This is a genomic window from Bacillus sp. MM09(2025), from assembly GCF_050496725.1.
Taxonomy (GTDB): Bacteria; Bacillota; Bacilli; order Bacillales; family Bacillaceae; genus Bacillus; species Bacillus pumilus.
Map to the genome: position 1 here is coordinate 1898367 of NZ_JBNWEN010000004.1, position 19138 is coordinate 1917504.

Genomic DNA, 19138 nt, shown 5'->3' on the forward strand with positions numbered 1-19138 from the left:
AATTATATTAAAGGGTGATATTCAGTGAAAAAAACCATATTTATACTATTGGTGTTTATTATAGCAGTTGGAGGATTTATTATGAAGTTAGAATCCGATAAGAATGAGCGTGTAAAAGATAAAGAACAAACCTTAGTAATTGAAGCAAAGAACCATATGGAACTGTATATAAAAGAGGGATATCAATCTATTGAACAAATTGATTTCTCAAATGAATATAATATTGATCCAACTGGCGGAATAGAAGTAACAGGGTATTTAAATAATGATAGAAATAAAAAATTTTCTGGAATATATGATCCTACCAATAAAAAAATTGGTGTAGCTGTTGTCGATGCAGAAGAAAAATAAAATATTGTCATCGTTCCACAGTCGAGCAAAATAGTGAATAGGGGGATATCAAATGGGCTATACAGTCATTACAGGAGCAAGTTCAGGTATTGGATATGAGGCGGCGCTAGGCTTTGCAGCACGAGGCAAAAACCTTATATTAGCTGCCCGCCGGCTCGAGAAACTCCAAGAACTGAAGAAAGAAATTCTTGATCAATATCCCGATATTAAAGTAAACATACAGTCTGTCGATTTAACCGACATGGAGCAAGTGTATACATTTTATGAATCATTGGCTGAGTATGAGCTCGACACCTTCATTAATAATGCAGGGTTCGGCCATTTCGGCTCGATTGGAGAGCAAGATTTAAGTAAAATTGGGGATATGCTTCACCTAAATATCGAAGCCTTAACGATTTTATCCACTTTATTTGTTCGTGATTATGAGCAAGTAGAAGGGGCTCAGCTGATCAACATTTCTTCAAGAGCGGGCTATACAGTCGTCGGCAATGCCGTCACCTATTCGGCCACGAAATTTTACGTGAGCGCCTTTACAGAAGGATTGGCACTAGAGTTGAAAGGAAAGGGAGCTAAGTTACAGGCGAAAATATTAGCACCTTCCGCAACAGAATCAGAATTTGCAAAGCGTTCATTAGATGTAGATCAATTCGAATATGAAGGCAATATCAAGAAATATCATACATCAAAAGAAATGGCAGCTTGTCTGCTTGAGCTGTATGACCATGAAAAAACAGTCGGTATTGTTGACGGTAAGACCTTTGATTTTGAATTGAAAGATCCGATTTTTTCACATGCGGGTTCAAGTATGAAATAGAAAAGACACATCACTGAGGGAAGATGCCCTCGGTGATTTTTTTATGGCATGATTGATTAGTGTGTCAGCATATGTAGAAGAAGACCTCATCCTTCCTGCGAAAAAACACCTTCACATTAGGTGTTTTTTTCATATGTTCTTTGATAAAGCAAAGAATCAGAGACCCAGTAGATCAAACTGCTCATAATGATGATAGGTATAGATACTGAACTCCCAATACCATCGATCACAAAAAGCATGACAACCATTGCGATTAGTAAATAAGCAGCAAGATAAAGTGGATGGAAAGCCTTTGGCTGCAAAGAAAATAACAACTGCAAAGGAACCGCAAAGACGAAATAACAAACAAAAAAGATGGGAACGTAAAATACCATGAACGCAGGTTCTCCCTGAATCGGTGGATAGAAGCATACGAACAGACTGAGTAAAATCGAACTAAGGAATAGTGTGATTAGGATTTTGTGAAATGATTGAAGCATTTGTAATAGATAGACTCCTTTTTTGTAAAATTTACTATATTTTATCATAAATTGATGATTTAGCATCGTTTTCTGTCATTCATTGAATAACCTCAATATTCTCTTTTTTAAAAGTGAATTTAGGTATTTAGATGTAAATAAATAATTAAGAACATGTCCTTTTTTCCTTTATTTGGTTCTGTATCTTTCGCCTCATGCTGATGAATGAAGGAATGGTATAAAGTAAATCCTATAGTAAGAGACCTAGCTTTGTATCCATCACATTTAAGAAAAGAGATGATCGAATGAACGTAACAAAATGGTTAGGTGCTGTCCTTCTTTCTGTTTTATTACTGTTGACAGCAGCTTGTGCCAATACAAGTACCCAAGAGAAAAATCATAGCGGAAACGAAACCGCATCTAAGGAATCCAAGGACAAAACGACAGCCGTAGAAACAGGGAATAAGTCCTTATCTAATATTAAGGTTTTAGCGACAGGCGGGACGATTGCCGGCAGCTCAGACAGTGATACAGATACGACAGGATATAAATCTGGTGCACTTGGTATCGATAAAGTCATTGCCTCAGTTCCTCAGCTTAAGGATATTGCAAACGTAACAGGTGAGCAGGTGGCGAATGTAGGCAGTGAAAATGTGGATGATGCTCTTCTTTTAAAATTAGCCAAACGAGTGAATAAACTCTTAAACGATGATCAAGTCGATGGGATTGTCATCACACATGGAACAGATACTCTTGAAGAGACCGCTTACTTTTTACATTTGGTTGTCAAAAGTGATAAACCAGTTGTAGTCGTTGGCTCAATGCGTCCAGCATCTGCTATCAGTGCGGATGGCCCGCTAAACTTGTATCATGCTGTGAAAATTGCATCCACAAAAGAAGCCAAAGGCAAAGGTGTCATGGTCACATTAAATGACCGAATTGCATCAGCTCGATTTATTACAAAAACCAACACGACGACAACCGATTCCTTCAAATCTCTTGAACATGGTTACATTGGAGAAGTTACTGGTGAAGTGGTTTCTTTTTATAACGAACCGATCAGAAAACATACGTCAGAAAGTGAATTTGATGTATCAAACATTAAGGAATTACCACAAGTCGATATTTTATATGGCTATCAAAATGATCAAAAATACATGTATGATGCAGCAGTAAAAGCAGGAGCGAAAGGGATAGTCGTTGCCGCAGCCGGCAATGGAACGATGTCAACTGAAGCCATCAAAGGGGCAACAGATGCCGTGAAGAAAGACGTGGTCCTCGTGAGATCGAGCCGTGCGGGGAATGGGATTGTGACCCATGAAAAAATGGATGATGAACATCACTTTGTCTCATCAGATTCATTGAATCCACAAAAAGCTCGCATTCTGCTTATGCTCGCTCTAACGAAGACAAAAGATCCAAGTAAAGTGCAGACATATTATGAAAAGTATTAATGAAGAAAGGGACCCGAAGCTTCGGGTCTTTTTTATGCGTGCTCCTGATGATGCTCTTTTGCACGTGTTTTTAAAGAGAGTAAAATATCTCGCCAAATATCGTCTACATCCGTAAGAAAATGTCCCGCTTCATCGATATAATAGGTTTTGACGTTTGGAATGCTAGGCGCCATTTTTTCTATTTCGGCAAACGGAGCCATCGAATCTTCTTTTCCATGCCATACATCAACAGGGATTTGTATATCCTTCATATCAAATGCCCACGGACGCGAGAGCAAATCTGGTTCACGAATACATTCATCCACCGATTGACGAGTGGCTTCGTGTAAATGTGTCATCATCATCTCTAATTGCTCATCGGTTTGAAGAAATTGACGGTCCCATGGATGTAAATGTTTGTTCCCATTTTTGGTCAGCTTCTTAAATTTTTCCGGTTTGTTCTCAATCATTTTTTTCTGAGAACGGTAGCTTGCTTTCAATAGCCATGGGAACTTCTTACTGAGGAAAAAAGCCAATTTGTTTTCTTTGAGCATACTTTTAGGCGGTTTTCCGTCCTGAAATGGCGTTGTACTTGAAATCAGAGCGGCTGAAAGAACTCGATTCGGCAATTGATAAGCACAGCCAGCAGCGAATGCGCCGCCTCCAGATACACCCATCACTGAAAAATGGTGAATACCGAGATGATCTGCTACCTCTAGCACATCTTTTGCCCAATCTAAAATCGTGCGTTCAGGTTGAGGGGTAGATAAACCAAATCCTGGTCTGTCTAAACAGATGAGACGAACACCGAGCTCTTTAGAAATCGGGTCATCATCTAAAAACATCACTCTTGATCCAGGGGTTCCGTGAAAAAAGAATACTGGAAACCCTTCAAGATCCCCGTATTCACACAAACCAATATGACGTCCATCTTGTAAATGAATGCTATCCATATTTTCATCTCCTTAATAGTTTAATTAACTTAAATGTTGGAGAAAGAAACACCAGATCAAGGCGCTTCTTTCGCAATCTGATAGATTTTTTCGTATAGAGACAATAATGTTTTTAAATCTTCCTTTGGAAGCTTTGCATAGTATTTTTGAATGAGGTGCAATTGAATTTCTTCTGTATTCTTGTGAAAGTCATGACCCTTTTGAGCAAAATCAACAATGATTTCCCGCCGGTTATGTGGATTTATTTCTCGTTTGACATAGCCAAGCTGTTCTAGCTTTGATACAAGCTGGCTAGCGGCACTTGCCGAAATGGAAAAGTAATCAGCTAGTTCGTTGATGGTTCTTGTTTTTGTCCGTAATAATTCAAGTGTCAGCTCTTGTTTGGCTGATAAATCTGCATATTCATGTTTTAAAAATCGTTGATACTCTTCTACATAGATGGAGCCTAGTGCATTCGAGTATTCAATGATTTTTTTACTGTAATGAATGATTTCCTCATCCAATGACATCACCTCTATTTCATTATAGGCAATGTTTATAGTTAAGTGAAGTTAAATATTAAGAAATGTTAAATGAGGGATGGTACAAGTGATCGTTTCGATGACTTTTTCATTGTATTTCGAAAAAAATCCATTTATAATAAAAAATAAACCAACTGGTCGGTTTTGATTTGTCCTAATAAAGAAAAGCAAGGTAGAAGGGATTGTAAAAGATGCCAAGTACACAAAGCGGGGCTGAAAAGAGCGAGAAGACGAAGCGAAAAATCGTCACCGCTTCACGTGATTTATTTGCAAAAAAGGGGTACTCAGAAACTTCTGTGCGAGATATTCTAGAGGCGGCTGAGGTGAGTAAAGGTAATCTATATCACCATTTTAAAGGAAAAGAGTTTTTGTTCCTTCATATCATGGAAGAGGATCACCTCCTGATGATGGAGACGTGGCATCAGGAAAAACAAACGATGCATCAGGCCATTGATCAGCTCGCAGGATTTGCAGAACTGCTCAGTCAAATGGGCATTAATTACCCATTAATGAGAGCAAGTGAGGAATTTTGTGCAAGTGCCTTTACATCCGCCGAGGTCATGGAACGGCTGAACAAGATTGATGCAGACTTTGATGATGTGATGAGAGACATCATACTTGAAGGTAACGAAGATGGCAGCTGGTCGATCCAGCATGTCGAGTCAACAGTGAAAATATTATTATCCGTTTTTTACGGATTAGACGTGTTGTATAAAAATGATCCAATCGAAGAGAAAAAAGAATTACAAAAACAAGCGATCTCATTGATTATTCACGGAATCAACCATCATGAGTAACAATTGAATCAATAAAGGGGAAACAAACATCATGCAAAAACCGATTCGTGAGCAAAAAGCTGTACTCGTTATTTTATTAAGTAACATATTTATTGCCTTTTTAGGCATCGGTCTCATCATTCCTGTCATGCCGCTGTTCATGAATGTGATGCATCTAACGGGGAGTACGATGGGATACCTTGTGGCGGCGTTTGCTGTGGCTCAGCTCATTACATCACCTATTGCAGGGAGATGGGTAGACCGCTACGGAAGAAAGATTATGATTGTGTCAGGCCTTTTTCTATTTGCGTTATCAGAACTCGTCTTCGGTCTTGGGACACACGTGTATGTGCTGTATTTTGCAAGGCTGCTAGGCGGTATTAGTGCGGCATTTATTATGCCTGCTGTCACTGCTTATGTCGCAGATATCACGACCGTTCAAGAAAGATCAAAGGCAATGGGGTATGTATCAGCGGCCATTAGTACCGGCTTTATTATCGGTCCTGGGATTGGCGGATTTATTGCAGAATACGGTGTACGCCTGCCATTCTTCTTTGCAGCAGGGATTGCCTTTATAGCCGTCATTTCGTCTATGTTTTTGCTGAAGGAGCCATTAACAAAAGAAGAGCGAGCGAAGCAGATGGATCAAGTGAAGGAATCGACCTTCTTTAAAGATTTGAAAAAATCGATCCATCCAAGCTATCTCATCGCTTTTATCATTGTGTTTGTCCTCGCGTTTGGACTGTCTGCGTATGAAACGGTCTTCAGCCTGTTTACAAATCATAAGTTTGGATTTGGTCCAAAAGATATTGCGGTGATTATTACGGTCAGCTCGATTGTGGCGGTTATCATCCAAGTGCTGGTGTTTGGGAAACTCGTTAATACCCTTGGGGAAAAAAGAGTCATTCAGCTCTGCTTGATTGTTGGAGCGGTGCTCGCTTTTGTCTCAACTGTCGTGTCAGGTTTTATGGTGGTGCTCATTGTCACATGTGTAATTTTCTTAGCATTTGATTTATTGCGTCCAGCATTAACGACCTTCTTATCAAAAATCGCTGGCAATCAGCAAGGATTTGTCGCAGGGATGAACTCCACCTACACAAGTCTAGGTACGATATTCGGCCCAGCCCTTGGCGGGATTTTATTCGATCAAAATATACATTTCCCATTTCTATTCGCAGGTGTTGTCTTATTTCTCGGATTAGGCTTAACTCTTATTTGGAAGGGGAAGGCAGAAGAGCCTGCCGCAGAATAATAGAAAAGAGACCTTAATGGAGGTCTCTTTTTTTATGACTGCGGCTTCAGACGATTCAATGCCTGTGCTATTTTTTGATTTTGATGCTTTTTATAAAACAGAAAGGCAATGATATGGGCTGCTAGTGTCAGAAAGGCGATACCGATGAAATAAGGCATAATCAATTGCAGTAAAGCGGTTGAATATAAAGCGACAGCCCCTAATTGAAAGGCTAAATTGACTGCGGTGGAGATGAGAATATTGACAGGTGCAGGAAAGGTAAGATAATTCCACAGTAAAGGGTACATGATCCCAAATACGAAGCCTGCCAAAGTGCCAATAGCGATGATGTGCCACACGTATCCAAAAGGGATGGTGACTGATTGATGCGTCAGTGACAGGATGAGTGTCACCCACACAATAGAGACAAAAGACGTTTGCATAAATAGATTTTTCATTTCTTTGATCATTGGAATCTCTCCTTTATATATTTCGCATAATGACGACTGACTGTATAGCTGTTTTGCGAGAGGGTCTCGACTTCTAAGCGAGCATACGTACCAGCTGCAAAGCTGTGAACTTGAGTTAAATTGAGGATGACCGCATTATTGATACGAAAGAAATGTTCATGCTCTAACCATTTCAAGTCCTTCAAACGTTTGTTTAAAAAATACGTTCTCCCATCGGCAGTGACAACCTTTGACAGATGTCCTAGTGCAGAGATCGCTTCAATTTGTTGCAATGGTAAAAGTGATTGACGATCGTTTTTTGGATCTTTCACCGTCAAAGAAGGAGGTGTTTCCAGTAACGCTTCGATTTTTTGTAAACGCTCTTGATTATGTGGATGGCTAATGACGTCCACTTCCGTCACATCCTTTTCTTGATTCCAGATAAAACGAAGTTTCATTCATAAACCTCCTTTCACAATGAGCATAGCAATACATAGAAGCAAATGCGAAGACATTTTGTTTTGATGCAGAAGAATTCTTCTTGTTGCAAAGAGTCACTCCATACGTACATTTTTTGTATATAATGGAAGGGAAGAACTTGTTTGGAAAAGGGGGCGCCATGCATCTTTTGGAAAAGCAAAAGGCAGCATCAATAAAAGAAGGAATTCGGCAGATTGACCCGGCATATCCAGTGTTTGTAGATGCGGTCATGGATGGCATGATACAAGGACATCTTTATGTAGATGATGAAGCGCATCCGCTTGTTTATTTTCTCGAAGCTTCATGCGGCATTTATTATGTTGCAGGAAGAAGTGAAGCGGAGCTGTTACGCTGCTCAGCCTTTATTGTGGATGTGTACGAAAGGCAGAAAAGACAATACGGCCGATTTACCATATTTTCAGCAAATCCATTAACAGATGCGTTGATGAAAAAATGCCTTGGGTCACATCTGAATGAGATGGAAAGAAATGCGTACGTTTATCCACAGACACATTCTCATGTCACTCAGCCTCATCCAGGCTACAGAGTAGAGCGGACAAATGAGCAGGTGATCAAGGCAAGCAGGGCTTTCACGCCTAGCTATTACGAAGCCTATTGGGGGAGAGCGGCGCACTTTCTATCAAAAGGAATCGGAGTCACCATCTTAGATGGTGAGAACGTAGTGAGTGAATGTGTCTCCATTTTTTCAAGTGAAGATCGTGTGGAGATCGATATATGGACAGAGGAAGCCTGCCGGGGAAAAGGTTTAGCGCAGCTGGCATGTCAGCATATGATCAGGAGTTGCCTTGAAAATAAGAGGACACCGCATTGGGATTGCGATGTCCAACACCTAACTTCAATCAAAATAGCAGAAAAACTAGGTTTCCAGCGGACAAAAACCTATCGATTGTTTTACAGCTCATGATGCGAATGTTTTGAGATACCAAGCATCCATTGCAGAATGCTCAGAGCCTTCAATTGGCTCTGAGAGAAGAGAAAAGCCATATCGCTGATAAAGGCCTGTAGCCGCAGTTAATTCTCGGCGAGTTTCTAAATAACATGCTTCATAGGATGTAGAGGCATATTGGAGCGCTGTATCCATCAGTTTTTTGCCAGCACCTTTTCCTTGTGCCTTTGGACTCAAATAAAGCTTTTGTAATTCACATATGCCATTTGTAAATGGAGCAATGCCTACGCCGCCCACAATATCGCCATTCTCTTCAGCAATCCAATAGGCTGCATGAGTCAATGATTGATAGTATTCGAACAGCTGGTCAAGATGAGGATCAGTGTAGGCTGTTCCTTCTATCGCCAGATTCGCCGATTCTAGTGACTGACGGATAATTGCTGCGATATACGGGTTGTCTTTTTGCTTAATGGGTCTAATGTTCATTGGAAGTACCTCCATCGTCATAAAATAAAAAAGAGAAAGTGAGTTGAAACAATATGTTTTGGCTGCAAACCGCTATTTTTACAATTGTTGTATTGTGTCTCTCATGGTGGGCGGGGAAAAGAGGTAGAAGCCGTCATGCGGGGCTGATCCTCCCTATATGCTTCATTCTATTTGGATTGGTTTTATTAATATCCAGTTTCTTCATTGGCAGATGGGAAGGCATGGCGCTTAGTATATCCAGCGTCTCTATCGTTCTCTCTTCCATGATTTGTTTGATCATCGCCACAGTGATTCAATTTTTTAAAAAAGATGTCCCTTCTTAAGCAGGGGCATCTCCACTGTTCATCTGATTGTATTCTTCACGAAGGATGCCCATGATGATGACATCTGAGTAGGTACCGTTGAAATAGAGTGCTTGGCGCCTTTTTCCTTCATATTGAAATCCTGCTTTCTCATAGCTTCTAAAGGCTCTCGGATTGTGGGAAAAGACTTCGAGCTCAAGACGGTTGAGTTCTAACGTATCAAAGGCGAATGCTTGAACCATTCGGACAGCTTCAGTGCCATAGCCTTTTTGGAAATGTTCTGGCCCATGAAGCGCAATGCGGAAGCTTGCCGTATGATTGATTGGATCAATATCCACAATCGCCGCATCCCCAATCATTTCTTGCGTGTCTAACAGACAAATGGCGAAATCTCGCCTGCTATCATCTTGTAAAAATCGGGTGTAGGCTGAACGAATTTCTTCTAGTGTGAACATTTTTCGTGTGCCAGTCATGTAAAGTGTTTCTGCATGCTGGCAACCTTTTTGAATCCCCGGATAATCCTGTTCTTCAATCGGTCTCAAAAATAAGCGGGTCATGACGGATCACCCTCCTCTATATATCGAGATATTTCAATTAAATTCAGATCAGGATCACGGATAAAAACAGATTCAACCGGACCTAATGTGCCTGTGCGCCTGACTGGTCCCTCTTCAATAGGAATCACTAGCTTGCGAAGATGCAGCAGCAAACGGTCCATATCTAAATCGGTGATAAAGCACAAATCACTAGAGCCTGGAAGTGGATGAGCCGCTGCCCGCTCCTCTTCATGACCAGCTTCATGAAGATTGATCATCTGTAAACCAAAACGAAGCGCTTTACGGCCTTCTCCAAAGGTTTCTTCCTTCATTCCTAATACGTTTGTATAAAAGCGAATGGTGTCCTCTATATGTTGTACAGTCAACACGATATGATCAAGTCGTCGTATCATCAGTCTCTCCTCCAAGTATGATCATTGATTGAACTGATTTTATTATATCATTCCCTGAAGAGGATACCTTATTGAATCACGGTTTTATAACTCCAGCTTTGTAAGGACATTTCTTTTCCGCGCAATACCCTTTCATCAAACTCCACCCATCCATTTTTTCGGTAGAAGTGACGGTTCGCTTCATTGTGTGTAATCAGCGTGAACAGGCCGCCGCCTTGTCGGGCGATAAAGGGAAAAAGACATTGCTTTAACATACGGCTTCCAAGTTTTTTTCCTTGCTGGTTTTTTGCGACGACAAGTGCTTCTAAATACCAAAAAGGCTTCTTTAAGGAAGAACACGCTTTTTTGGCCTCCTTTAACATACGAAACACATGCTGAATTGCCGGTATACCGCCAGTGAAGAGGAGCTTTAACCCGCCTGACAACACATAATCCATGAGACCTGGTTCAGGAAGACGTGGATGCTTTAACAGAGCGGCAGACACAATATGACCGTTCTTCACTCCGACTAAACAGATTTGATGCTGGAAATAAACCTTTGTGTTAACCAAATGCAGCTCGCGAGCGAAAGCAGAGCGCTTTGATACCTTTTCACATAATAAATCAAAAAATGAATAATCCCGAAACGAATCTTCTAACAGATCTGCCACTTCCGGCAGTTCGTCCTCTCTAGCAAGTCTGAAATGAACCATGTGCTGGTCCTCCTTTTTTTGAACAGATATAGATTATTGAACATGTGTTGATTATAATAAGAAGTAAACAATACGAACATCGGCAATGAATGATGACCTGTTCATAAATAGACAGCGTGTGCCTGATTGTTCAAAAATGGAGGGTATCTCATGCAGGATAGACGAACAATCAAAACAAAAAGAGCCATTCGGGAAAGCTTTCTTGAGCTATTAAAAGAAAAAGAAGTGCAGCAAATAACGGTATCAGAGCTCTCAAGGAAAGCAGATTTAGGCCGGGGAACCTTTTACTTGCACTATCAAGATGTGTTTGATTTATACGAACAGCTGGAGAAAGAACTATTCGATCAGCTTGGCGGGTTATATGATGAAACCTTTCCGAGTCAAGACCCTCTTGATATGCTTTCCTTTTTAAACAAAACGACAGAGTACTTGAAAGAGAATCAATATATGTTGACGTTATTTGTAAAACCAAATGGTCCAACGACCAACCAATTCAAAGCGTTTTTTAAAGAAAAAATCATGAAAGAGTGGCAGCTTGTAGAGCGGCCCATTACAGAGAAAGAACAAATTGAAGCTTCTTTTGTCGTGTCTGGTGTTGTTGGCGTACTTGAAGAATGGATTCATGAAGACATGTTAATTGATGCCGGAAAGCTAGCGCACAAATTATATGAGCTTCTCGTCAAAGTGGAGCATGAATCATAAAAGGGAGAAAGCCATATAGTATTTGTCTTTCCTTTCTGATACAATCAATATAGAACGTATGTACTTATTCAGGTGAGGAGTGATGAGATTGAGTCAGAAAAGGAAGCTGCTTTTTTATGGGGCAATGAGTATCGATGGCTATTTAGCGAGAGAGGATCATCGGCTCGATTGGTTAATAGGGACGGAGGGCGAAGAAGATACGAACTATGATGACTTTTATGCGTCAGTCGATACGCTGATCATGGGGCGCAATACATATGAACAGGTTCTTCAGCTGTCACCAGATGAGTTTCCTTATGAAGGAAAGACTTGTTATATCATGTCACGTACTTTACAAGACAGTCTGAAAGGAACTCACATCATTCGCGAAGATATCCTATCATTTGTGAAAAAATTAAAAAATGAAACAGGTCAGCATATCTGGATTGTAGGCGGCGGGGAGCTGCTTCAGTCTTTCATAAGAGCAGGATTGGTTGATGAGCTTTACCTTCAAATCGTACCTGTCATGATTGGGAGAGGCATTCCTCTGTTTTACCCATCGGATATGGAATCCAAGTTTTCATTAAAAGAAGTACGACAATATAAGCAGATAGCTGAAATGCATTTTGTCTTAAAAGAAGAGGATCACTGACATGAGGTGGTCTTTTTTTTATGAAACAAACTCGTTGACAATAAAATATCCTAGTGTTAGGATAAATTTATCCTAGTTTTAGGATTTCTTGAAAAAGGAGTAGTTGCCATGGTGCAGCATGAACATGAATTAGACTTAAGGCTATTCCGCGTATGGATGAAAGCCTATCAAGCTCTTTTTACAAATATTCAAAGAGACATTGAACGTTATGATATCGGTTTTGAAAACTTTCAGATCCTTGAATTGCTCTATAGTAAGGGGCCGCATCCCGTCCAAAAAATCAGCGACATCCTGTCAATCCCAAGTGGAAGCATGACTTATGTCGTGAACAAACTAGAAAAACAAGGGCTTGTGAAAAGGCAATGTGCCCCCTCTGATAAACGTGTATTTCATGTATTGCTGACGGAAAAAGGGAAGCAATTGTTTGACGACATTTTTCCTAAGCACACAGATGTCATTTCACAAAACCTATCCTTTATTGAAAAAGAAGAAAAAGAACAGCTCATTGAATTACTAAAAAAAGTCGGTTTAGGTGCAAAACAACTTCACGAAAAGGGGAAACAAGATGACACTCAGCTTTGATACATTGGTACGTGAAAGACGATCCGCATCAAATTTTTTGCCAAATATCTCGATTTCGAGAGAAGAACTTAACAGTATATTTGAAGAAGTCAAAATGGCACCATCTGCTTTTAACTTACAGCACACACAATATGTCGTCGTCCAAACAGAAGGTCTTAAAGAACAAGTAAGAGAAGCCGCGTTTGGACAATATAAAGTGCATTCCGCCTCAGCAGCGATTATTGTACTGGGAGACCCGAAGGCTTATCAGCAAGCGGGGAACATCTATGAAGGTCTGAAAATGCTTGGCATTTTAAACAAGCAGCAATATGAAGAAATGGTCAGAGAGACGATGAGCTTTTATGAAAAGAGAGGGGCGGATTTTCAGAAAGAAGAGGCAATCCGCAATGCTTCATTATCTGCGATGCTATTTATGCTTGCCGCCAAAAACAAGGGCTGGGATACGTGCCCAATGATCGGTTTTGACCCTGATGTCATGAAAAAGGTGTTAAACATCGAATCGGATTTGGTTCCTGTATTAATGATCACACTCGGAAAAGAAAAAGTAGAGAGCAGACAAGTGAGAGGCTACAGAAAGCCAGTCTCTGAATTCGTAACATACTTATAAGATAGGGGGTTCCACTCATGGAACTAGGGATTAGTACATTTGTAGAAACAACACCTGATTTTCAAACAGGAAAAACAGTCAGTCACGCACAGCGTATTCGAGAAGTAGTGGAAGAAATTATTTTAGCAGATCAAGTCGGTCTTGATGTATTTGGTGTAGGTGAGCATCATCGACAAGATTTCGCTGCATCGAATCCCGCTGTCGTCTTAGCGGCTGCGGCAACACAGACAAAGAATATCCGCCTGACAAGTGCAGTGACAGTTCTTTCATCAGCAGATCCTGTTCGTGTCTTTCAGGATTTTGCCACATTAGATGGACTATCAAACGGACGTGCAGAGATCATGGCAGGTCGTGGCTCATTTATTGAATCATTCCCGCTGTTTGGCTATGATCTGAATGATTATGAAGAATTATTTGAAGAAAAGCTTGATTTGCTGCTCAAATTACAGCAGTCCGAGCGTGTCACATGGAGCGGAAAGCATCGCCCGGCTATTCAAGATGTCGGCGTATATCCAAGACCTGTTCAAGATCCGCTTCCAATTTGGATCGGCAGTGGGGGAAACCGTGAATCTGTCGTACGTGCTGGATTATTGGGACTGCCTTTAGTACTTGCCATCATTGGCGGAAGTCCTAGACAGTTCGCACCACTTGTTCAGCTGTACAAGCAAGCAGCAGTACACGCTGGACACGACCCAGAGAAATTAACCGTAGCATCCCATTCGCATGGATTTGTTGCACAAGAAACAGATCTTGCAGCAGACCAATTCTTCCCTTCCACACAGCATGTGATGAACACGTTAGCAAGAGAGCGAGGCTGGGGTCCATATACTCGTGCTACATTTGATGCAGCGAGAACGTTAGAAGGCGCGCTGTATGTAGGAGATCCAGATGCAGTGGCAGAGAAAGTGATTCACCTTAGAAAAAATGTAGGAATCACGCGTTTTATGCTTCATGTACCGGTTGGTTCAATGCCGCATGATCAAGTATTAAAAGCCATTGAGTTATTTGGAAAAGAAGTCGCTCCTAAAGTAAGAGAAGAGGTTGCCCGCTGGGAAGCAGAGCAAGCATAACGAAAAAGGTCGATCAAGTGAATAGGCTTGATCGACCTTTTTGATGCTTAAGGATCAATGACACAAGGTTTCACTGTAGGACATGAAGCAGCAGAAGCAAGTGGTGTGGTCGTCAAGGTGAAGAGGAAAACAAGTTGAAAACAGATGAGCCATTTTTTCATAAAGTCACCTCCGTTCACAATTGTTTGACGGAATGAGATGAGGATAAAAGCATAGAAGTATAGAACACTCTCTATCCAACATAAGACAATCATATCATAATTTTCAAAAAAATGAAAAAATAACTTATAAAAGAACTAAAATATGGTATGGTTAATATGTTCAACAAAAAAAGGGAGGGATTTTTTTATGAAAAAGGTCATGTCTTCTGTTTTGGTTGGAGCAATTGTCTTAACGGGTGCTGGGGTCACAACTGCTCCGGTGGAAGCAAAGGAGCAAACAAAGAGTGAAATAACGGTTCAGGCAAGTCGAACTGTCTCAGAAACAAGAACGTATACGACATCGAACATCCCATCAAGTATTACATATGCAAAGGATGGCTGGGTCGGTATTTTAAAACAATCGTCTATTGAAGAATTAGGATTAGGCAAATACAGAGTCACATATACTGGAACGGTTGTACGTGATCCAGGATTTAATTAAATAAACGAAAAGCTGACAGGTGGACAAGCCTGTCAGCTTTTTTATTGAGGATAATAAAGAATCATTTGCAGCCGGACCATTTGCTCTCCGGTTTGTTTATATGTATGCGTACGGTCTGCTTTAAAACGAATGGAGTCGCCAGCTTTTAAGCTGTACTGTTCATCTCCAATGGATATATCAAGCGCTCCCTCAAAAACGGTAATCAATTCCTCTGTCCCGCCAATGTGTTCATTTGCATGCAGCGACCCGCCAGGATCAATTTCTACTCGGTACACTTCAAATTTCCCCCGGTCATCAAAAGGAAAAGTCGTATACACGCGATATCGCCCATCATCTTCCGTTAAAATCTGTGCATCCTCATTGCGTACTACTTTGATTTCAGGCTGTGGTGCGTGAATAAGCTCACTAAAAGATACCTTTAATCCGTTGGCGATTTTCCACAAAGTCGTAATGGTGGGAGTTGATTCTCCTCTTTCAATTTGTCCAATCATGGTTTTGCTGACACCAGTTAATTCTGCCATCTTTTCAAGGCTTAATTTCTTTTGGTCTCTAAGAAGCCTCACATTTTTAGAAATAATCGATTGTACATCTTCCATGAAAAAAACTCCTTTCTCTATTTACTTTATAAAGACCGAACGTTACAATAAAACATAACATACGCAATAAAGTAATTAAAGTCTTAATAACGTACAAGGGAGGAGGCAACTATGATTCTTTCTATGTTGATCTATGCTTTTGTGAGCAGCTTTACCCCAGGGCCAAACAACATCATGGCCATGGTCTTTACGAATAAATATGGGGTCAAGCAAACATTTCGATTTTGTTTAGGTGTGGGTATTGGATTTCTCGTTATTTTGTGTTTGAGTTGCTTCTTTAATATCATACTTTATCAAGTGATGCCGAAAATAGGCTGGGTCATGGCGTTCATCGGAGCTGCATACATGATTTATTTAGCGGTCAAAATCATGAAAAGTAAAGGCGGGGATGACGAAACACTTGATCGTTACAATCATTTTGTCCCTGGTATGATGCTGCAATTTATCAATCCAAAAGCGATCTTGTATGGATTGACTGTGATTTCAACATTTGTTTTGCCATATGGACAATCTAATATGCAGTATGTCATATGGACGCTGATTCTCGCACTTATTGGATTTCTCGGTACATTCAGCTGGAGCTTATTTGGCTCTTTGTATAAGCGCTTTTTGACTGCTTACGAAAGACCGTTCCAGTATGTCATGGGGCTGCTTCTGATATACAGTGCGGTTTCGATGGTATGGGGCTATGTGATGTAAGGTGTCAGAAGCTTGGCCGCTGTCTGCCCATCACAACAGTATTGTAATAAAGTCCATCTGCCAGACGTTTATCATTTTTTAATATCCCTTCAATCAGAAAGCCATGGTGCTCATATAACCGAATGGCTTTTTGGTTCGTTTCCAGCACTTGAAGTGACATCTTCTGGATGCCTTGCTGATCAGCCCAGTCAATAGAAGCGGCTAATAGCTCTTTGCCAATGTGATAGCCCCAAGCATCCTTTTGAATGGCGACGCCAAAAGTCACTTTGTGAGCAGAGCGTTTGAGTGAATGTCCTTCACATCTGGAGAAACCAACAATTTCTCCTTCAATATCAGCGACCAAAAATAAATGCCTGCTTTGTTTGGTATCCTCTTGAATCAACACCTCAAAATCTTTTTCATGAAGAAAGGCTTCGCCTGGTTCACGGTCTAAATATTCTGTTTCACCATCAATTTTCAGTCTGAGAGCTGATAACTGCTTGGCATCGCCAATTGCAGCAGACCGAATACGATAGGTCAAGTCACGAACGGTGAATATGTTTTCAGTGATAATCATAGAACACCAACCCTTCTTCTCGTTATGTCTATCATACCTGAAACGTGTACATAGCAGGTGAAAGTTTTAAAGCCTGTCTTATAGATCATAATTTTTTAATCCAGCTGGCTTTGGCTGGATTCTCATGATTTAGACTGAGAACTTAAATAAGCTTCTCTCACAACTGTTAAAAAGTGCTCAGCGACGGTTGACGTTTCATCTTGTCTCCATGAAACATATAAATTTACTTTTGGCGTAGTTTCTTGGATTTTTCTATAAACAACCCCTGAGCGTTTTACGCTTTCTACTGAGGATGGGACGACAGAGATTCCCATTCCTGCAGCAACTAAATTCACAATCGTATGCATTTGAATAGCTTCCTGAACTACGTTTAAACTTATGCTATTTTCCCAAAAGTAGCTGATAATTAAATCATAAAATGCTGCACCTAGATGACGTGGAAACATGATAAATGGTTCATTGGCTAATAAATGAATTGGAACTTTGGAAAATGAAGCTAAAGGATGATCTTCTGGCAAAACCAAGCTTAATGATTCCTCACAACAAATTTCTGAGGTAAGTATCTTATTATTTTGGTTAGAACGAATAAATCCAATTTGAATTTCTTTCTTATATAGTGCCTTTAACTGCTGTTCTGTAGCCATTTCACATAAGACAAGATGGATATTAGGGAAACTTTCTCGAAACCTTTTAATAATATCAATCACAATATCAGTAGAATCAACGAAACCGATCGTTAAATGACCTATTCTTCCGTCATCTGCAAGTTGTGTTGCGTTAATCGTTCTATCTACTTGAAGGAGCGTACGGCGGGCTTCTTCTAAAAATACTCTCCCCGCATCTGAAAGTTCAACCTGTCTTCTCGTTCTATGAAAAAGCGTAACACCTAACTCTTCTTCTAATTTTCGGATTTCTTGACTTAATGGAGGCTGTGCCATTTTAAGACGTTCAGCTGCCCGGCTAAAATTTAGTTCTTCAGCAACCATTATAAAATAACGTATTTGTCTCAGATCCATTTTTAAGCCCCCCTATTTCATACTTGCTTAATGTGTAAAATGATTTCAAAGGATTGTGATCAAACAGTTTTGCGCTTTTTTAATGGAAATATTTTAATTATATAAAATATATATATAATTATCTGAATATATATATTATACATATTAATACCCTCTTTTTATAATGAAAGTATTCTTTCAAAGGAGGACATTGTTATGGAGTATAGTAAACTTGGAAATAGTGGATTAACAATTAGTAAACTCGCATACGGAAATTGGATTAATCATGGTGGTAAGATAAATGAGGAAACTGCCCATGATTGTGTGAAAGCTGCTCTTGATGTGGTATTACGACGTTTGATACTGCCGATGTTTATTCAGACACCAAGGCTGAAGAGATACTAGGCAGGTCTTTAAAAGGGATTCGGCGGGAGAGCATTGAACTATGTACAAAAGTATGTCATCCAACTGGTACTGGGAAAAACGATAGAGGATTATCACGCAAGCATATTTTGGAAAATTGTCATGCCTCTTTGCGGCGTTTACAAACGGATTATATTGATATTTACTATGCACACAGGTTTGATCCAACTACACCTCTGGAAGAAACGATGTTAGCTTTCGCAGATCTAGTAAGACAGGGTAAAGTGAACTATATTGGTGTAAGTGAGTGGACAGCAGAACAAATTACTCGAGGGGCAGCGCTTGCACGAGAGCTAAATGTCCCCCTAATCGCCAGCCAACCTCAATACTCCATGTTATGGAGAATCATTGAAAGTGATGTAATACCGACCTGCCAGCGTGAAGGACTTGGCCAGGTAGTATGGTCGCCTTTGGCCCAAGGAATCCTCACTGGAAAGTATCTCCCAGGAAAATCACTTCCGACTAATTCGCGTGCTAACTCAACTGCTGGAAAACCTTTTTTTAAAAACCTTGCTCAACGCTGGATGAATAATAACACCTTAGAGGCGATCCAAAAGCTTAAGCCCGTCGCACAAGAGGTTGATCTTACTCTCGCTCAGCTTGCGATAGCATGGGTACTGCAAAATCAGAACGTTTCTGCAGCAATTATCGGTGCTTCTAGTCCAGAACAGGTGAGGGAGAATGCTTTAGCATCTGAGGTGAAAATTGAAACTGAGATGATGAATCAAATTGACGAAATTCTAGGTGATCTGGTCGAGTACGATCAGAGTAAAACAGGTTAAAGCTTTTAAGTCTATCTTATAGATCATTATTTTTTTTAATCCAGCCGACCT

Annotated in this window: 26 protein-coding genes and 1 pseudogene; 15 read left to right on the forward strand and 12 right to left on the reverse strand. The window is 40.4% G+C overall.

The window, feature by feature from the left end:
• Positions 1–24 precede the first annotated feature (24 nt).
• Together ACQYAC_RS15885 and ACQYAC_RS15890 are read left to right on the forward strand one after the other, a co-directional pair.
• Entirely contained in the window at positions 25–351 is a 327-nt protein-coding gene (locus ACQYAC_RS15885) for a DUF1433 domain-containing protein (protein ID WP_429943660.1), read from the forward strand.
• Between the two features lie 52 nt (positions 352–403).
• Entirely contained in the window at positions 404–1165 is a 762-nt protein-coding gene (locus ACQYAC_RS15890) for an SDR family NAD(P)-dependent oxidoreductase (protein ID WP_429943661.1), read from the forward strand.
• A 116-nt stretch (positions 1166–1281) separates the two neighbouring features.
• Here ACQYAC_RS15890 and ACQYAC_RS15895 read toward each other — a convergent pair whose 3' ends face one another.
• Complete coding sequence (locus tag ACQYAC_RS15895; protein ID WP_391510000.1) at positions 1282–1539, reverse strand: hypothetical protein; 258 nt, start codon at positions 1537–1539, stop codon at positions 1282–1284.
• A gap of 389 nt (positions 1540–1928) precedes the next feature.
• On the opposite strand from ACQYAC_RS15895, the gene ACQYAC_RS15900 reads away from it, so the two are divergent.
• Positions 1929–3077, forward strand: a complete 1149-nt coding sequence (locus ACQYAC_RS15900; protein WP_268467700.1) for a type II asparaginase — start codon at positions 1929–1931, stop codon at positions 3075–3077.
• Positions 3078–3109: 32 nt separating this feature from the next.
• Here the strand turns inward: ACQYAC_RS15900 and ACQYAC_RS15905 are convergent, their stop codons facing one another.
• Complete coding sequence (locus ACQYAC_RS15905) at positions 3110–4009, reverse strand: alpha/beta fold hydrolase (protein WP_429943662.1); 900 nt, start codon at positions 4007–4009, stop codon at positions 3110–3112.
• Positions 4010–4065: 56 nt separating this feature from the next.
• A complete protein-coding gene (locus ACQYAC_RS15910) occupies positions 4066–4518 on the reverse strand; it encodes a MarR family winged helix-turn-helix transcriptional regulator (RefSeq protein WP_061406915.1) in 453 nt (150 codons plus the stop codon).
• 203 nt (positions 4519–4721) lie between these two features.
• Between ACQYAC_RS15910 and ACQYAC_RS15915 the strand changes: the two genes are divergently transcribed.
• The gene (locus ACQYAC_RS15915; protein ID WP_429943663.1) at positions 4722–5327 is read left to right on the forward strand and encodes a TetR/AcrR family transcriptional regulator; all 606 of its coding nucleotides are present in this window, start codon (positions 4722–4724) and stop codon (positions 5325–5327) included.
• 31 nt (positions 5328–5358) lie between these two features.
• Positions 5359–6558, forward strand: coding sequence for an MFS transporter (locus ACQYAC_RS15920; protein WP_429943664.1), 1200 nt, complete (start codon positions 5359–5361; stop codon positions 6556–6558).
• 32 nt (positions 6559–6590) lie between these two features.
• Here ACQYAC_RS15920 and ACQYAC_RS15925 read toward each other — a convergent pair whose 3' ends face one another.
• Positions 6591–7007 (reverse strand): hypothetical protein, encoded by a 417-nt coding sequence (locus ACQYAC_RS15925; protein ID WP_429943665.1) that lies wholly within the window; start codon positions 7005–7007, stop codon positions 6591–6593.
• Positions 7004–7444 carry a LytTR family DNA-binding domain-containing protein gene (locus tag ACQYAC_RS15930; protein WP_429943666.1) on the reverse strand — a complete coding sequence of 147 codons (441 nt, stop codon included), beginning with the start codon at positions 7442–7444 and terminating at the stop codon, positions 7004–7006. Before ACQYAC_RS15930 ends, ACQYAC_RS15925 begins: the two co-directional genes overlap by 4 nt.
• A gap of 140 nt (positions 7445–7584) precedes the next feature.
• Between ACQYAC_RS15930 and ACQYAC_RS15935 the strand changes: the two genes are divergently transcribed.
• The gene (locus ACQYAC_RS15935; RefSeq protein ID WP_429943667.1) at positions 7585–8391 is read left to right on the forward strand and encodes a GNAT family N-acetyltransferase; all 807 of its coding nucleotides are present in this window, start codon (positions 7585–7587) and stop codon (positions 8389–8391) included.
• Here the strand turns inward: ACQYAC_RS15935 and ACQYAC_RS15940 are convergent.
• Entirely contained in the window at positions 8386–8859 is a 474-nt protein-coding gene (locus ACQYAC_RS15940; protein WP_429943668.1) for a GNAT family N-acetyltransferase, read from the reverse strand. The genes ACQYAC_RS15935 and ACQYAC_RS15940 overlap by 6 nt on opposite strands.
• Before the next feature lie 53 nt (positions 8860–8912).
• On the opposite strand from ACQYAC_RS15940, the gene ACQYAC_RS15945 reads away from it, so the two are divergent.
• Entirely contained in the window at positions 8913–9182 is a 270-nt protein-coding gene (locus ACQYAC_RS15945; protein WP_169057553.1) for a YesK-like family protein, read from the forward strand.
• Here the strand turns inward: ACQYAC_RS15945 and ACQYAC_RS15950 are convergent.
• From ACQYAC_RS15950 to ACQYAC_RS15960, 3 genes are all read right to left on the reverse strand, one after another.
• The gene (locus ACQYAC_RS15950) at positions 9179–9718 is read right to left on the reverse strand and encodes a GNAT family N-acetyltransferase (protein ID WP_061406929.1); all 540 of its coding nucleotides are present in this window, start codon (positions 9716–9718) and stop codon (positions 9179–9181) included. The two genes, ACQYAC_RS15945 and ACQYAC_RS15950, sit on opposite strands and share 4 nt — an antisense overlap.
• The gene (locus ACQYAC_RS15955) at positions 9715–10110 is read right to left on the reverse strand and encodes a VOC family protein (protein WP_058015430.1); all 396 of its coding nucleotides are present in this window, start codon (positions 10108–10110) and stop codon (positions 9715–9717) included. Before ACQYAC_RS15955 ends, ACQYAC_RS15950 begins: the two co-directional genes overlap by 4 nt.
• Positions 10111–10178: 68 nt before the next feature.
• Complete coding sequence (locus ACQYAC_RS15960) at positions 10179–10802, reverse strand: GNAT family N-acetyltransferase (RefSeq protein ID WP_061406934.1); 624 nt, start codon at positions 10800–10802, stop codon at positions 10179–10181.
• Positions 10803–10952: 150 nt separating this feature from the next.
• On the opposite strand from ACQYAC_RS15960, the gene ACQYAC_RS15965 reads away from it, so the two are divergent.
• The 6 genes from ACQYAC_RS15965 to ACQYAC_RS15990 all read left to right on the forward strand — a co-directional run bounded on the left by ACQYAC_RS15965 (position 10953) and on the right by ACQYAC_RS15990 (position 15036).
• The gene (locus ACQYAC_RS15965; RefSeq protein ID WP_058015432.1) at positions 10953–11504 is read left to right on the forward strand and encodes a TetR/AcrR family transcriptional regulator; all 552 of its coding nucleotides are present in this window, start codon (positions 10953–10955) and stop codon (positions 11502–11504) included.
• 82 nt (positions 11505–11586) lie between these two features.
• Positions 11587–12135, forward strand: a complete 549-nt coding sequence (locus tag ACQYAC_RS15970) for a dihydrofolate reductase family protein (RefSeq protein ID WP_429943669.1) — start codon at positions 11587–11589, stop codon at positions 12133–12135.
• 108 nt (positions 12136–12243) lie between these two features.
• Positions 12244–12717, forward strand: a complete 474-nt coding sequence (locus ACQYAC_RS15975; RefSeq protein WP_058015434.1) for a MarR family winged helix-turn-helix transcriptional regulator — start codon at positions 12244–12246, stop codon at positions 12715–12717.
• Positions 12701–13324, forward strand: a complete 624-nt coding sequence (locus ACQYAC_RS15980) for a nitroreductase family protein (RefSeq protein WP_058015435.1) — start codon at positions 12701–12703, stop codon at positions 13322–13324. The genes ACQYAC_RS15975 and ACQYAC_RS15980 overlap by 17 nt, the downstream gene beginning before the upstream one ends.
• Positions 13325–13341: 17 nt before the next feature.
• Positions 13342–14394, forward strand: a complete 1053-nt coding sequence (locus ACQYAC_RS15985; protein ID WP_169057548.1) for an LLM class flavin-dependent oxidoreductase — start codon at positions 13342–13344, stop codon at positions 14392–14394.
• A gap of 348 nt (positions 14395–14742) precedes the next feature.
• Positions 14743–15036 carry a hypothetical protein gene (locus ACQYAC_RS15990; protein ID WP_058015437.1) on the forward strand — a complete coding sequence of 98 codons (294 nt, stop codon included), beginning with the start codon at positions 14743–14745 and terminating at the stop codon, positions 15034–15036.
• Between the two features lie 41 nt (positions 15037–15077).
• Here the strand turns inward: ACQYAC_RS15990 and ACQYAC_RS15995 are convergent, their stop codons facing one another.
• Positions 15078–15632, reverse strand: a complete 555-nt coding sequence (locus tag ACQYAC_RS15995) for a helix-turn-helix domain-containing protein (protein ID WP_410581929.1) — start codon at positions 15630–15632, stop codon at positions 15078–15080.
• A 111-nt stretch (positions 15633–15743) separates the two neighbouring features.
• Here ACQYAC_RS15995 and ACQYAC_RS16000 point away from each other — a divergent pair, with 111 nt between their 5' ends.
• Positions 15744–16331 carry a LysE family transporter gene (locus tag ACQYAC_RS16000; protein ID WP_012009044.1) on the forward strand — a complete coding sequence of 196 codons (588 nt, stop codon included), beginning with the start codon at positions 15744–15746 and terminating at the stop codon, positions 16329–16331.
• A 4-nt stretch (positions 16332–16335) separates the two neighbouring features.
• Here the strand turns inward: ACQYAC_RS16000 and ACQYAC_RS16005 are convergent, their stop codons facing one another.
• Both ACQYAC_RS16005 and ACQYAC_RS16010 read right to left on the reverse strand, forming a co-directional pair.
• Positions 16336–16887: an N-acetyltransferase family protein gene (locus ACQYAC_RS16005; RefSeq protein WP_429943670.1), complete on the reverse strand. Its 552-nt coding sequence runs from the start codon at positions 16885–16887 to the stop codon at positions 16336–16338.
• Between the two features lie 122 nt (positions 16888–17009).
• Complete coding sequence (locus ACQYAC_RS16010) at positions 17010–17903, reverse strand: LysR substrate-binding domain-containing protein (RefSeq protein WP_429943671.1); 894 nt, start codon at positions 17901–17903, stop codon at positions 17010–17012.
• A 195-nt stretch (positions 17904–18098) separates the two neighbouring features.
• Here ACQYAC_RS16010 and ACQYAC_RS16015 point away from each other — a divergent pair.
• A pseudogene (locus ACQYAC_RS16015) lies at positions 18099–19087 on the forward strand (aldo/keto reductase family protein).
• The last annotated feature ends 51 nt before the right edge of the window (positions 19088–19138 follow it).

Coding starts and splice junctions, on each gene's coding strand:
- ACQYAC_RS15995 (WP_410581929.1), bottom strand. CDS start 15,632: ATGGAAGATGTACAATCGATTATTTCTAAAAATGTGAGGCTTCTTAGA.
- ACQYAC_RS15890 (WP_429943661.1), top strand. CDS start 404: ATGGGCTATACAGTCATTACAGGAGCAAGTTCAGGTATTGGATATGAG.
- ACQYAC_RS15930 (WP_429943666.1), bottom strand. CDS start 7,444: ATGAAACTTCGTTTTATCTGGAATCAAGAAAAGGATGTGACGGAAGTG.
- ACQYAC_RS15920 (WP_429943664.1), top strand. CDS start 5,359: ATGCAAAAACCGATTCGTGAGCAAAAAGCTGTACTCGTTATTTTATTA.
- ACQYAC_RS16010 (WP_429943671.1), bottom strand. CDS start 17,903: ATGGATCTGAGACAAATACGTTATTTTATAATGGTTGCTGAAGAACTA.
- ACQYAC_RS15975 (WP_058015434.1), top strand. CDS start 12,244: ATGGTGCAGCATGAACATGAATTAGACTTAAGGCTATTCCGCGTATGG.
- ACQYAC_RS15990 (WP_058015437.1), top strand. CDS start 14,743: ATGAAAAAGGTCATGTCTTCTGTTTTGGTTGGAGCAATTGTCTTAACG.
- ACQYAC_RS15900 (WP_268467700.1), top strand. CDS start 1,929: ATGAACGTAACAAAATGGTTAGGTGCTGTCCTTCTTTCTGTTTTATTA.
- ACQYAC_RS15945 (WP_169057553.1), top strand. CDS start 8,913: ATGTTTTGGCTGCAAACCGCTATTTTTACAATTGTTGTATTGTGTCTC.
- ACQYAC_RS15910 (WP_061406915.1), bottom strand. CDS start 4,518: ATGTCATTGGATGAGGAAATCATTCATTACAGTAAAAAAATCATTGAA.
- ACQYAC_RS15915 (WP_429943663.1), top strand. CDS start 4,722: ATGCCAAGTACACAAAGCGGGGCTGAAAAGAGCGAGAAGACGAAGCGA.
- ACQYAC_RS15905 (WP_429943662.1), bottom strand. CDS start 4,009: ATGGATAGCATTCATTTACAAGATGGACGTCATATTGGTTTGTGTGAA.
- ACQYAC_RS15955 (WP_058015430.1), bottom strand. CDS start 10,110: ATGATACGACGACTTGATCATATCGTGTTGACTGTACAACATATAGAG.
- ACQYAC_RS15895 (WP_391510000.1), bottom strand. CDS start 1,539: ATGGTATTTTACGTTCCCATCTTTTTTGTTTGTTATTTCGTCTTTGCG.
- ACQYAC_RS15940 (WP_429943668.1), bottom strand. CDS start 8,859: ATGAACATTAGACCCATTAAGCAAAAAGACAACCCGTATATCGCAGCA.
- ACQYAC_RS15960 (WP_061406934.1), bottom strand. CDS start 10,802: ATGGTTCATTTCAGACTTGCTAGAGAGGACGAACTGCCGGAAGTGGCA.
- ACQYAC_RS15950 (WP_061406929.1), bottom strand. CDS start 9,718: ATGACCCGCTTATTTTTGAGACCGATTGAAGAACAGGATTATCCGGGG.
- ACQYAC_RS16000 (WP_012009044.1), top strand. CDS start 15,744: ATGATTCTTTCTATGTTGATCTATGCTTTTGTGAGCAGCTTTACCCCA.
- ACQYAC_RS15965 (WP_058015432.1), top strand. CDS start 10,953: ATGCAGGATAGACGAACAATCAAAACAAAAAGAGCCATTCGGGAAAGC.
- ACQYAC_RS15985 (WP_169057548.1), top strand. CDS start 13,342: ATGGAACTAGGGATTAGTACATTTGTAGAAACAACACCTGATTTTCAA.
- ACQYAC_RS15980 (WP_058015435.1), top strand. CDS start 12,701: ATGACACTCAGCTTTGATACATTGGTACGTGAAAGACGATCCGCATCA.
- ACQYAC_RS15925 (WP_429943665.1), bottom strand. CDS start 7,007: ATGATCAAAGAAATGAAAAATCTATTTATGCAAACGTCTTTTGTCTCT.
- ACQYAC_RS15970 (WP_429943669.1), top strand. CDS start 11,587: ATGAGATTGAGTCAGAAAAGGAAGCTGCTTTTTTATGGGGCAATGAGT.
- ACQYAC_RS16005 (WP_429943670.1), bottom strand. CDS start 16,887: ATGATTATCACTGAAAACATATTCACCGTTCGTGACTTGACCTATCGT.